This window comes from Streptomyces sp. NPDC058008 (assembly GCF_042886395.1).
In the GTDB taxonomy this organism is placed as follows: Bacteria; Actinomycetota; Actinomycetes; order Streptomycetales; family Streptomycetaceae; genus Streptomyces.
The window spans coordinates 52319-65222 of the sequence record NZ_JBHVQX010000024.1 but is presented as its reverse complement, the minus strand read 5'-3'; the positions used below and the strand labels follow the sequence as shown (position 1 = coordinate 65222).

The 12904-nt window shown below is 72.1% G+C and carries 10 protein-coding genes; all 10 read left to right on the top strand.

Annotated features, from left to right (window positions below; translation table 11 throughout):
• Positions 1–4: 4 nt before the first annotated feature.
• The 10 genes from ACFVS9_RS23720 to ACFVS9_RS23675 all read left to right on the top strand — a co-directional run bounded on the left by ACFVS9_RS23720 (position 5) and on the right by ACFVS9_RS23675 (position 12859).
• Positions 5–1450 (top strand): aldehyde dehydrogenase family protein, encoded by a 1446-nt coding sequence (locus ACFVS9_RS23720; protein WP_389935186.1) that lies wholly within the window; start codon positions 5–7, stop codon positions 1448–1450.
• Between the two features lie 186 nt (positions 1451–1636).
• Positions 1637–3583 carry an acyl-CoA dehydrogenase family protein gene (locus ACFVS9_RS23715; protein WP_383115232.1) on the top strand — a complete coding sequence of 649 codons (1947 nt, stop codon included), beginning with the start codon at positions 1637–1639 and terminating at the stop codon, positions 3581–3583.
• A gap of 77 nt (positions 3584–3660) precedes the next feature.
• Entirely contained in the window at positions 3661–4935 is a 1275-nt protein-coding gene (gene aroA, locus ACFVS9_RS23710; protein ID WP_389935183.1) for a 3-phosphoshikimate 1-carboxyvinyltransferase, read from the top strand.
• 41 nt (positions 4936–4976) lie between these two features.
• Positions 4977–5471 (top strand): nucleotidyltransferase domain-containing protein, encoded by a 495-nt coding sequence (locus ACFVS9_RS23705; protein WP_389935180.1) that lies wholly within the window; start codon positions 4977–4979, stop codon positions 5469–5471.
• A gap of 81 nt (positions 5472–5552) precedes the next feature.
• Positions 5553–6815, top strand: coding sequence for a 1-deoxy-D-xylulose-5-phosphate reductoisomerase (gene dxr / locus ACFVS9_RS23700; RefSeq protein ID WP_389935177.1), 1263 nt, complete (start codon positions 5553–5555; stop codon positions 6813–6815).
• Positions 6812–8122 (top strand): M50 family metallopeptidase, encoded by a 1311-nt coding sequence (locus ACFVS9_RS23695; protein ID WP_383115228.1) that lies wholly within the window; start codon positions 6812–6814, stop codon positions 8120–8122. The genes dxr and ACFVS9_RS23695 overlap by 4 nt, the downstream gene beginning before the upstream one ends.
• 173 nt (positions 8123–8295) lie before the next feature.
• A complete protein-coding gene (gene ispG / locus ACFVS9_RS23690) occupies positions 8296–9453 on the top strand; it encodes a flavodoxin-dependent (E)-4-hydroxy-3-methylbut-2-enyl-diphosphate synthase (protein ID WP_383116906.1) in 1158 nt (385 codons plus the stop codon).
• 157 nt (positions 9454–9610) lie between these two features.
• Entirely contained in the window at positions 9611–10456 is an 846-nt protein-coding gene (locus ACFVS9_RS23685) for a GNAT family N-acetyltransferase (protein WP_383116905.1), read from the top strand.
• Between the two features lie 30 nt (positions 10457–10486).
• Entirely contained in the window at positions 10487–11062 is a 576-nt protein-coding gene (locus ACFVS9_RS23680) for a GNAT family N-acetyltransferase (protein WP_389935173.1), read from the top strand.
• A gap of 96 nt (positions 11063–11158) precedes the next feature.
• On the top strand, positions 11159–12859 hold the full coding sequence (locus ACFVS9_RS23675) for a proline--tRNA ligase (RefSeq protein WP_389935170.1): 1701 nt from the start codon (positions 11159–11161) through the stop codon (positions 12857–12859).
• Positions 12860–12904: the final 45 nt, after the last annotated feature.

Here is a 12904-nt window from a genome sequence, read left to right as displayed (position 1 = left end):
CGCCATGACTTCCACCCACGCCTTCTGGCTGGCCGGCCGCCAGGCCACCGGCGAGGACAGCTTCGACGTCACCAACTCCTGGGACGGACGTCTCGTCGGCACGGTCTCGGTGCCCACCGACGCCCAGGTCGAGGAGGCCGTCGCCGCCGCGTACGCCGTGCGCGAGGAGTTCGCCGCGACCCCGGCGCACGTACGGGCCGCCGCGCTCGACCACGTCGTACGCCGCCTCACCGAGCGCACCGAGGAGATCGCCCGGCTGATCTCCGCCGAGAACGGCAAGCCCCTCAAGTGGGCCCGCGGCGAGGTCGGCCGGGCCGTCTCCGTCTTCCGGTTCGCCGCCGAGGAGGCCCGCCGCTTCAACGGCGGCGACGCCCAGCGGCTGGACACGGACGCGGGCGGCACCGGCCGTCTCGGACTGACGCGCCGCTTCCCGCGCGGCCCCGTCCTCGGTATCGCGCCCTTCAACTTCCCGCTCAACCTGAGCGCCCACAAGGTCGCCCCGGCCATCGCCGTCGGCGCGCCCATCATCCTGAAGCCGGCCCCGGCCACCCCGCTGTCGGCCCTGGTGCTGGGCGAGCTGCTGGCCGAGACGGACCTGCCGGCCGGATCCTGGTCCGTGCTCACCGTGCCCAACGACCGGATGCCCGCCCTGGTCCAGGACGAGCGGCTGCCGGTGATCTCCTTCACCGGATCCGGTCCGGTCGGCTACTCGATCATGGAGTCGGTGCCGCGCAAGCACTGCACCCTGGAGCTGGGCGGCAACGGCGCCGCCGTCGTGCTCGCCGACTGGTCCTCCGACGAGGACCTGGACCGGGCCGCGAGCCGCATCGCGACCTTCTCGAACTACCAGGGCGGCCAGTCCTGCATCTCGGTGCAGCGCGTCATCGCCGACGACGCCGTCCACGACCGGCTCGTCCCCAGGATCGTGGCGGCCGTCGAGGCCCTGGCGACCGGCGACCCCTCCGACCCCGCCACCGACGTCGGCCCCCTCGTCAGCGAGGACGCCGCCCGCCGGGTCGGGGCCTGGGTCGACGAGGCCGTCGCGGCCGGCGCCACCCTGCTGACCGGCGGCACGCGCGAGGGCGCCACCTACGCCCCGACGGTCCTCACCGACGTCCCGGAGACCGCGACGATCGCGTGCGAGGAGGTCTTCGGCCCGGTCCTGTACATCCGCAGGACGCGGGGCGAGGCCGAGGCCTTCGCCGCCGTCAACGACTCCCGGTACGGGCTCCAGGCAGGCGTCTTCACCCACGACCTCCAGACCGCCTTCCGCGCCCACCGTGCCCTGGAGGTGGGCGGCGTGGTCATCGGCGACGTGCCCTCCTACCGTGCCGACCAGATGCCCTACGGCGGCGCCAAGGAGTCCGGAGTGGGCCGCGAGGGCGTGCGCTACGCCATGGACGACTACACCTACGAGCGGGTGCTGGTCCTCACCGGCCTGGCCCTGTAGGCACCCCGCCGCGGACGGACCGGCCTGAGCCCGCTGTGCGGGGGCTCAGGCCGCTTCCGTGCGCCGCCGGGGGGCCGCCGCAGGGGTGGTGCGGGTGACGCAGATCGGGTAGATACGGACGAGTGGTACCGATCGGCACGCGTACGGCCCGACCCCTACCCCGACTCGCGGCGAGGTGAGCTCCTCATGTCCGCCCCATCCGACATCCCCCAGGCCCCCAAAGTCACCGAGCGCGAAGCGCGGCAGGTCGCCGAGGCCGCCCGCGAGCAGGACTGGCGCAAGCCGAGTTTCGCCAAGGAGCTCTTCCTCGGACGCTTCCGGCTGGACCTGATCCACCCCCACCCCCTGCCGGCCCCGGACGACGTACGGCGCGGCGAGGCCTTCCTTGCCCGGCTGCGCGAGTTCTGCGAGACGCGGGTCGACGGTGCCCTGATCGAGCGCGAGGCCCGCATCCCGGACGAGGTCATCGACGGCCTCAAGGAACTCGGCGCCCTCGGGATGAAGATCGAGACGAAGTACGGCGGTCTCGGGCTGACCCAGGTCTACTACAACAAGGCGCTCGCGCTCGCCGGTTCGGCGAACCCCTCGATCGGCGCCCTGCTCTCCGCGCACCAGTCCATCGGCGTACCGCAGCCGCTCAAGATGTTCGGCACGCAGGAGCAGAAGGACGCCTTCCTGCCCCGTCTGGCCCGGACGGACATCTCCGCCTTCCTCCTCACCGAACCCGATGTCGGCTCCGACCCGGCACGGCTCGCCACCACGGCCGTGCCCGACGGGGACGACTACGTCCTGGACGGCGTGAAGCTCTGGACCACCAACGGGGTCGTCGCCGACCTGCTCGTCGTCATGGCCCGGGTCCCCGGGTCCGACGGCCACAAGGGCGGCATCACCGCCTTCGTCGTCGAGGCGGACTCCCCGGGCATCACCGTGGAGCACCGCAACGCCTTCATGGGACTGCGCGGCATCGAGAACGGCGTGACCCGCTTCCACCAGGTCCGCGTCCCCGCGGCGAACCGGATCGGCCCCGAGGGCGCCGGTCTCAAGATCGCCCTCACCACGCTCAACACCGGCCGCCTCTCGCTGCCCGCGATGTGCGTCGGCGTCGGGAAGTGGTCGCTGAAGATCGCCCGTGAGTGGGCCGCGGTCCGCGAGCAGTGGGGCAGGGCGGTCGCCCGGCACGAGGCGGTCGGCGCGAAGATCTCCTTCATCGCCGCCACCACCTTCGCCCTCGAAGCGGTCGTGGACCTCTCCTCGCAGATGGCCGACGAGAGCCGCAACGACATCCGCATCGAGGCGGCACTCGCCAAGCTGTACGGCTCCGAGATGGGCTGGCTGATCTCCGACGAACTCGTCCAGATCCGCGGCGGACGCGGCTTCGAGACCGCGGCCTCGCTCGCGGCCCGCGGCGAACGGGCCGTCCCCGCCGAGCAGATGCTCCGCGACATGCGGATCAACCGGATCTTCGAGGGCTCCACCGAGATCATGCACCTGCTGATCGCCCGCGAGGCCGTCGACGCCCACCTCAAGGTCGCCGGCGACATCATCGACCCCGACAAGCCGCTCTCCGACAAGGCGAAGGCGGGCGCCAACGCCGCCGGGTTCTACGCGCGCTGGCTCCCCAAGCTGGTCGGCGGGCCCGGTCAGCTGCCCGGCGCCTACCCGGAGTTCCGGGTTCCCGGGCACCCCGACCTCTCCGCGCACCTGCGGTACGTCGAGCGCTCGTCCCGCAAGCTGGCCCGCTCGACCTTCTACGCGATGTCGCGCTGGCAGGGCCGCATGGAGACCAAGCAGGGCTTCCTCGGCAGGATCGTCGACATCGGCGCCGAACTCTTCGCCATGAGCGCCGCCTGCGTCCGGGCGGAGCACCTGCGGGCCGACGACGACCACGGCCGCGAGGCGTACCAGCTCGCCGACGTGTTCTGCCGGCAGGCCCGCATCCGGGTGGAGGAGCTCTTCGGCCGGCTCTGGACCAACACCGACGACATCGACCGCCGCGTCGTCGACGGCGTCCTCTCCGGCACCTACACCTGGCTGGAGGAGGGGGTCATCGACCCCAGCGGTGACGGCCCCTGGATCGCCGACGCCACCCCGGGCCCGGCCACCGGCGACGACGTCCACCGCACCGTCCGCTGAACCCGGCACCCGCGGGGCGCGTCCACTGCCTGGACGCGCCCCGCGGACACGCCCGCCCCCGGGCAGGATGGACGCCCGTGACCGTCATCCACCTCCCCGGCTCCAAGTCCGTCACCGCCCGCGCCCTGTTCCTGGCCGCCGCGGCGGACGGCACCACCACCCTCCTGCGCCCCCTGTGCTCGGACGACACCGAGGGGTTCGCCGAGGGGCTGATCCGGCTGGGCTACGGAGTCCGCCGCGAGCCGGACCGGTGGTACGTCGAGGGCCGCCCCTCGGGGCCCGCCGCCGACGCCGAGGTGCACTGCCGCGACGGGGCCACCACCGCGCGCTTCCTGCCGGCGCTCGCCGCCGCCGCGGCCGGCGGCACGTACCGCTTCGACGCCTCCGAGCAGATGCGCCGCCGCCCCCTCGCCCCTCTCACCGAGGCCCTGCGCTCCCTCGGTGTGGACCTGCGGCACGAAGGCGCGCACGGCCACCACCCGCTCACCGTGCGGGCGTCGGGCGTCAGGGGAGGCGAACTCACCCTGGACGCGGGGGAGTCGTCCCAGTACCTCACCGCCCTGCTCATGCTCGGCCCGCTCACCGCCGAAGGCCTCCGGATCGAGGTCACCGACCTGGTCTCGGCGCCGTACGTCGGGATCACCCTCGCGATGATGCGCAGCTTCGGCGCGGAGGTCCACCGGGAGGGCGACACCTTCACCGTCCCCGCCCCGGGATCCCGGCCGGGTGGGGCCCGGGGAGGCTCCGGCGGCTACCGCGCCACCACCTACGCGATCGAGCCCGACGCCTCCACCGCGAGCTACTTCTTCGCCGCGGCGGCCCTCACCGGACGCGAGGTCACCGTCCCCGGTCTCGGCACCGGCGCGCTCCAGGGCGACCTGCGCTTCACCGAGGTGCTGCGGCGCATGGGCGCCGAGGTCACCATGACCGCGCAGTCCACGACCGTGCGGTCCCGCGGCCCGCTCTCCGGTCTGACGGTCACCATGCGCGACATCTCCGACACGATGCCGACCCTCGCGGCGATCGCCCCCTTCGCCACCTCGCCCGTACGGATCGAGGACGTCGCCAACACCCGGGTCAAGGAGTGCGACCGGCTGGAGGCCTGCGCGGAGAACCTGCGGAACATGGGCATCACCGTGCACACCGGACCCGACTGGATCGAGATCCACCCCGGCACCCCCCGCCCCACCGAGATCGTCACCCACGGCGACCACCGCATCGTGATGGCGTTCGCCGTCGCGGGCCTGCGTACACCGGGCATCAGCTACGACGACCCGGGCTGCGTGCGGAAGACGTTCCCCGGGTTCCACGAGGAGTTCGCGGCGTTCGCCGCGGGAGCCGCCGCGCGGTAAAGGCGGTGCGCTCCGGCCCGGGGAGGACTACGGTCGCCGGCATGATGTCCCGGAACGACGTGCTGTCCGTCCTGGCCCTGCTGCGCGAGGCGGGCACCGACGTGGTGCTCGCCGGAGGGTGGGGGGTGGACGCGCTGCTCGGTGAGGAGACCCGCGAGCACCGCGATCTCGACCTCCTGCACGTCCGGGAGCAGGAGCCGGCCGTCGTGGCCGCCCTGGAGTCCGCCGGGTACACCGAGACCCTGGACCTGCGCCCCGTCCGTTTCGTGTTCAGCCACCCCGCGGGACCCGAGATCGACCTGCACCCGCTCACGTTCGCCGCCGACGGGTCCGCGCTCCAGTCCTCACCCGACCCCGGCGCCCCCTTCCGCTACCCGGCCGCCTGCTTCGTCACCGGCACCGTCGGCACGGCCGCCGTGCGCTGCATCTCCGCGGAGCAGCAAACGCTCTTCCACCAGGGCTACGAACCCGCCGCGCACGACCTGGCGGACATGCGGCGGCTGAGGGAGAGGTTCGGCACCCCGACGCGTCCCTGACCCCTGGGCACCGCACCGCCGTGACCCTCGCCGGGTGCCGGCGGGGACGCACGGTCAACGCACACAGCGGGAGCGGCAACAATGGGGGCCATGAGCGACAGCCCCGCACCCCTCGCCGATCCGCACCTCGTCTTCGACGCGTCGGAAGGCCGCCGGGATCTGGTGATCCTCGGCTCCACCGGGTCCATCGGCACCCAGGCCATCGACCTGGTCCTGCGCAACCCCGGCCGTTTCCGTGTCACCGCGCTCTCCGCCGCGGGCGGCAGGGTCCGCCTCCTCGCCGAACAGGCCCGCCGGCTGCGCGTGAGCACCGTCGCGGTCGCCGACGCGGACAAGGTGCCGGCGCTCCGCGAGGCCCTGCGTGAGGTCTACGGCGCGGGGGAGGCGCTCCCGGAGGTCCTGGCCGGCCCCGACGCCGCCACGGAGCTCGCGGCGAGCGACTGCCACACCGTGCTGAACGGCATCACCGGCTCGATCGGCCTGGCCCCGACGCTCGCCGCGCTGAAGGCGGGCCGCACCCTGGCCCTGGCCAACAAGGAGTCGCTGATCGTCGGCGGCCCGCTGGTCAAGGCGCTGGCGGCACCCGGCCAGATCATCCCGGTCGACTCCGAGCACGCCGCGCTCTTCCAGGCCCTCGCCGCGGGCAAGCGCGCCGACGTCCGCAAGCTCGTGGTGACCGCGTCCGGCGGCCCCTTCCGCGGGCGTACGCGCGCCGAGCTGGCCGGCGTGACCAGGGAGCAGGCCCTGGCCCACCCGACCTGGGCCATGGGCCCGGTCATCACGGTCAACTCCGCGACCCTGGTCAACAAGGGCCTGGAGGTCATCGAGGCGCACCTGCTCTACGACATCCCGTTCGACCGGATCGACGTGGTCGTCCACCCCCAGTCGTTCGTTCACTCGATGGTGGAGTTCACCGACGGTTCCACCCTCGCCCAGGCGACCCCGCCCGACATGGGAGGCCCCATCGCCATCGGCCTCGGCTGGCCCGAGAGGGTCCCGGACGCTGCTCCCGCCTTCGACTGGACGAAGGCCTCCAGCTGGGAGTTCTTCCCCCTCGACACCGAGGCGTTCCCGTCCGTCGGGCTCGCGCGGCACGTGGGGACCCTGGGCGGCACGGCCCCCGCGGTCTTCAACGCGGCCAACGAGGAGTGCGTGGACGCGTTTCTGGCGGGACGGCTGCCGTTCAACGGCATCATGGATACGGTCACAGCGGTGGTGACCGAACACGGCACCCCCACCACGGGAACTTCACTGACGGTCGCGGACGTCCTCGAAGCGGAGAACTGGGCCCGGTCCAGGGCCCGCGAACTCTCGGCGGAAGCGACAGCGGAGGCGCACGCATGAGCATGACGACGATTGTGATGACGATCCTGGGGGTCGCCATCTTCGCCGTGGGTCTGCTGTTCTCGATCGCCTGGCACGAACTGGGCCACCTCTCGACGGCCAAGCTCTTCGGGATCAGGGTGCCGCAGTACATGGTCGGCTTCGGCCCGACGATCTGGTCGCGCACCAAGGGCGACACGGAGTACGGCATCAAGGCCATCCCCGCGGGCGGCTACATCCGCATGATCGGCATGTTCCCCCCGGGCCCGGACGGCCGGCTGGAGGCGCGCTCCACGTCCCCCTGGCGCGGGATGATCGAGGACGCCAGGTCCGCCGCCTTCGAGGAGCTCCAGCCGGGCGACCAGTCGCGCCTCTTCTACACGCGCAAGCCGTGGAAGCGCGTGATCGTGATGTTCGCCGGCCCCTTCATGAACCTGGTGCTGGCCGTCGCGATCTTCATGGGCGTCGCGATGACCTTCGGTTTCCAGACACAGACCACCGAGGTCGCGGGCGTCCAGCAGTGCGTGATCTCGCAGAGCGAGAACCGCGACACCTGCGAGTCCTCCGACCCGGTGTCCCCGGCCAAGGCCGCGGGCCTCAAGGAGGGCGACACCATCGTCGCCTTCGACGGGCGGAAGGTCGACGACTGGGCCACGCTCTCGGACCGGATCCGGCAGACCATCGGCCCCGCCACCATCACCGTGCGGCGGGACGGCCAGGAGCAGACCCTGAACGCCGTCCTGAAGAAGAACGCCGTGGCCAAGAAGGACGCCGACGGCGAGGTCGTCCCCGACCAGTACGTCAGCGCCGGTTACCTGGGCTTCGCCGCCAAGACCGAGATCCTGCCGCTCTCCTTCGGCGACTCGGTCGTCCGCATGGGCGACATGATCGAGAACGGCGTCGACTCGATCATCGCCCTGCCCTCCAAGATCCCCGACCTCTGGAACGCGGCGTTCAGCGACGGCAAGCGGGCCGACGACTCACCGGTCGGCGTGGTCGGCGCGGCCCGGATCGGCGGCGAGGTGATGAACCTCGACGTCCCGGCCCAGAACCAGATCGCGATGATGCTGTTCCTGCTGGCCGGGTTCAACCTCTCGCTCTTCCTGTTCAACATGCTGCCCCTGCTCCCGCTCGACGGCGGGCACATCGCGGGCGCGCTCTGGGAGGCCCTGCGGCGCAATCTCGCCAAGGTCTTCAAGCGGCCCGACCCCGGCCCGTTCGACGTGGCCAAGCTCATGCCCGTCGCCTACGTGGTGGCCGGAGTCTTCATCTGCTTCACGCTGCTGGTGCTCGTGGCCGACATCGTGAACCCTGTCAAGATCACCTGACGCCGCACGGGGCGCGGCCGGGCACCCGTACGGGTCCCCGGCCGCGCACCACGGGACCTGCCGGGCGACGGGGTGCACCCCGCCGCCCTCCGGTGCCGTAACCTCGAATCCTGTAGCCCGCCGTGCTCGGGACCTCGATCCACACTGATCCACACCTTGGGGATGCTCAGCGCATGACTGCGATTTCTCTCGGAATGCCGGACGTTCCGACCAAGCTCGCCGACCGACGGGTCAGCCGTCAGATCCAGGTCGGGTCGGTGGCGGTCGGCGGGGACGCACCGGTGTCGGTGCAGTCGATGACGACGACGCGTACGTCGGACATCGGCGCGACGCTCCAGCAGATCGCGGAGCTGACGGCGTCGGGCTGTCAGATCGTGCGGGTGGCGTGCCCGACGCAGGACGACGCGGACGCGCTGGCGACCATCGCGAAGAAGTCCCAGATCCCGGTGATCGCGGACATCCACTTCCAGCCGAAGTACGTGTTCGCGGCGATCGACGCCGGGTGCGCGGCGGTCCGCGTGAACCCGGGGAACATCAAGCAGTTCGACGACAAGGTCCGGGAGATCGCGAAGGCCGCCGGAGACGCGGGCACGCCCATCCGCATCGGGGTGAACGCGGGCTCGCTGGACGCGCGGCTGCTCAGGAAGTACGGGAAGGCGACCCCGGAGGCCCTGGTGGAGTCGGCGCTGTGGGAGGCGTCGCTGTTCGAGGAGCACGGGTTCCGGGACATCAAGATCTCGGTGAAGCACAACGACCCGGTCGTCATGGTCAACGCCTACCGCCTGCTGGCGGCGCGCAGCGACTACCCGCTGCACCTCGGCGTGACGGAGGCCGGACCGGCCTTCCAGGGCACGATCAAGTCCGCCGTGGCGTTCGGCGCGCTCCTCTCCGAGGGGATCGGCGACACCATCCGGGTCTCGCTGTCCGCCCCTCCGGCGGAGGAGGTCAAGGTCGGCCTGCAGATCCTGGAGGCGCTGAACCTGAAGCAGCGGCGCCTGGAGATCGTGTCGTGCCCGTCCTGCGGGCGCGCGCAGGTGGACGTGTACAAGCTCGCGGACCAGGTCAGCGCGGGTCTGGAGGGCATGGAGGTCCCGCTGCGCGTCGCGGTCATGGGCTGCGTCGTGAACGGCCCCGGCGAGGCCCGCGAGGCCGACCTCGGTGTGGCCTCCGGCAACGGCAAGGGCCAGATCTTCGTGAAGGGCGAGGTCATCAAGACCGTCCCCGAGTCGAAGATCGTCGAGACCCTCATCGAGGAGGCCATGAAGATCGCGGAGCAGATGGAGAAGGACGGCATCGCCTCCGGCGAGCCCCAGGTCTCCATCGCCGGCTGACCTCCCGCCCCTCCCGGCACCCCGTGCCCCGCAGGCCGCGCCTGCGGGGCACAGCCGTGTGAGACCCCCTCCCACCGGCCTTTCCCGGTGCGGGGCGGCAGCCCACAGGCTTGTTGGGTACAGTGCGGACATCAGCAGACCGTTCGGTGAGGCCCCAGTGTTGACGCAGACCACTACCCGGGTCCTCGACCCCGGCGAACTCCCCGCCGCGCTCGCCATCCTCGAGAGCGAACCCGTGGCCAACGCGTTCGTCACCTCCCGCGTCCAGATCGCCGGGCTCGATCCGTGGCGCCTCGGCGGCGAGATGTGGGGCTGGTACGCCGACGGCCGGCTCCGCTCCCTCTGCTACTCCGGGGCCAACCTCGTGCCCATCTGCGCCACCCCCGAGGCCGTCAGGGCCTTCGCCGACCGCGCCCGGCGGGCCGGGCGGCGCTGCTCCTCGATCGTCGGCCCCGCGGGCCCCACCGCCCAGCTGTGGCGCCTGCTCGAACCGAGCTGGGGACCCGCGCGCGAGGTCCGGCCCAACCAGCCGCTGATGGTGACCGAGCAGCCCTCGGCCGAGATCGCGGCCGACCCGCTCGTGCGCCGGGTCCGCAAGGAGGAGATGGACGTCCTCATGCCCGCCTGCGTCGCCATGTTCACCGAGGAGGTCGGCATCTCCCCGCTGGCCGGCGACGGCGGTCTCCTCTACCAGGCGCGCGTCGCCGAACTCATCGCCGCCGGACGCTCCTTCGCCCGCATCGAGGACGGCAGGGTCCTCTTCAAGGCGGAGATCGGCGCGGCCACGCCCGGGGCCTGCCAGGTCCAGGGCGTCTGGGTCGCCCCCGAGGCCCGGGGCCGCGGGCTCTCCGAGACGGGCATGGCGGCCGTCCTGCGCTACGCCCTCAGCGACGTGGCACCCGTCGTCAGCCTCTACGTGAACGACTACAACACCGCCGCGCGCCGCGCCTACAGCCGCGTCGGCTTCCGTGAGACGGGCGCGTTCATGAGCGTGCTGTTCTGACCGGACGGCAGGGCCAGTAGGGTTCCCCGCATGGCAGCAGCAACCCCCCTGTCCCCCTGGGGATCCGGGACCCCCGACATCGTGGTCGGACCGCTCGACCTCGCCGCCCGCGTCGACGAGGCGCTCGCCGTGCAGGCCCTCGCCTTCGGCCTCGGCCAGGACGAGATCGAGGTGCGGCGCCACATCGTGCTGCGCCACCTCGAACACCCGCAGGCCCGCTCCTTCGGAGCCGTCGCCGCCGGTGGACGGCTCGTCGGATTCGTCTACGGACTGCCGAACGACCGGACGCACTGGTGGTCCACCGTCGTCGAGCCGTACCTGCGCGCCACCGGCTCCGACGGCTGGCTCGACGACTCGTTCGTGATCACCGAACTCCACGTCCACCCGGACTTCCAGCAGCGCGGCATCGGCCGCAGCCTCATCACCACCATCACGGACGGCGTGGACCTGCCCCGCTCCATCCTCTCCGCGATCGACACCGACAGCCCCGCCCGCGGCCTCTACCGCGCGCTCGGCTACCAGGACCTGGCCCGGCAGGTGCTCTTCCCGAGCGCCCCCAAGCCGTACGCGGTGATGGGCGCGCCCCTCCCGCTGCGCCGCGGCTGAGGCCGGCCGTCCACGGGGGCGGGAGGAATGGATTTCCGCCCGCGCGGGCCCCCCGGCTAACCTCGGGCTCACCACCCTTCCGAGCAGGAGTTCATCATGGCCCAGGTCCAGCGCATGTCCCGATTGATGATCAAGACACTGCGCGACGACCCGGCGGACGCCGAGACGCTCAACCACAAGCTCCTGGTCCGCGCCGGTTACGTACGCCGCACCGCGGCCGGTATCTGGTCGTGGCTGCCGCTCGGCAAGAAGGTGCTGGAGAACGTCACCCGCGTCGTCCGCGAGGAGATGGACGCCATCGGCGGCCAGGAGGTGCTGCTCCCCGCGCTGCTGCCCAAGGAGGCGTACGAGGCGAGCGGCCGGTACGACGAGTACGGCGACCTGCTGTTCCGGCTCAAGGACCGCAAGGGCGCGGACTACCTCCTCGGCCCCACCCACGAGGAGGTCTTCACCCAGGTCGTCAAGGACATGTGCTCGTCCTACAAGGACCTGCCCGTGATCCTCTACCAGATCCAGACCAAGTACCGCGACGAGGCACGCCCCCGCGCCGGGGTGCTGCGCGGCCGTGAGTTCCAGATGAAGGACTCGTACTCCTTCGACACCACGGACGAGGGCCTGGTCGAGGCCTACCGGCTGCACCGCGCCGCGTACATCCGGATCTTCGAGCGCCTCGGCCTCGACCACCGGATCGTCTCCGCCGTCTCCGGGGCCATGGGCGGCTCCGCCTCCGAGGAGTTCCTCGCCCCCGCGCCCGCCGGCGAGGACACCTTCGTCGACTGCCCGAACTGCGACTACGCCGCCAACACCGAGGCCGTGGTCTTCAGGCCCACCGCGGTGGACGCGTCGGCGACCGGGGCGGTCGAGGAGCTGGACACCCCCGACACCCCGACCATCGAGTCCCTCGCCGCCCACCTCGGCGTCCCGGCCTCGGCCACCCTGAAGAACCTCCTGGTCAAGGTCGACGGCGAGATCGTGGCCGTGGGCGTGCCCGGTGACCGGGAGGTCGACCTCGGCAAGCTCGGCGAGCACCTCGCCCCCGCGGTCGTCGAGCTCGTCACCGCCGAGGACTTCGTGGGCCGCCCCGACCTGGTGCGCGGCTACGTCGGCCCGCAGGGCCTGGAGAAGGTCCGCTACATCGCCGACCCCCGCGTCTCCGCCGGCACCGCCTGGATCACGGGTGCCAACAAGGAGGGCACGCACGCGAGGAACGTCGTCGCGGGCCGCGACTTCGAGGTCGACGAACACCTCGACGTCGTCGTCGTCGAGGCGGGCGACCCCTGCCCCAACTGCGGTGCGGGCCTCCAGGTGGACCGCGCCATCGAGATCGGCCACATCTTCCAGCTCGGCCGCAAGTACGCCGACATCTTCTCCCTCGACGTCCTCGGCCAGCAGGGCAAGCCGGTCCGGGTGACCATGGGCTCGTACGGCATCGGCGTCTCCCGCGCGGTGGCGGCCCTCGCCGAGCAGACCGCCGACGACAAGGGGCTGTGCTGGCCCCGCGAGATCGCCCCGGCCGACGTGCACGTCGTCGCCGCGGGCAAGGCGCTCCAGACCGAGCTGGCCCTGGAGGTCTCCGACAAGCTCGCCGCGGCCGGCCTGCGCGTCCTGGTCGACGACCGCGCGGGCGTCTCGCCGGGCGTGAAGTTCACCGACTCCGAGCTCATCGGCGTCCCGAAGATCCTGGTCGCCGGCCGCCGCTCCGCCGAGGGCGTCCTGGAGCTGAAGGACCGCCGCACGGGCGAGCGCGAGGAGCTCACCGTCGACGAGGCCGTGGCCCGTCTGACCGAGCAGGGCTGACAGCCGGACAGCACGGAGGGCCCCGCGCGGTGCGCGGGGCCCTCC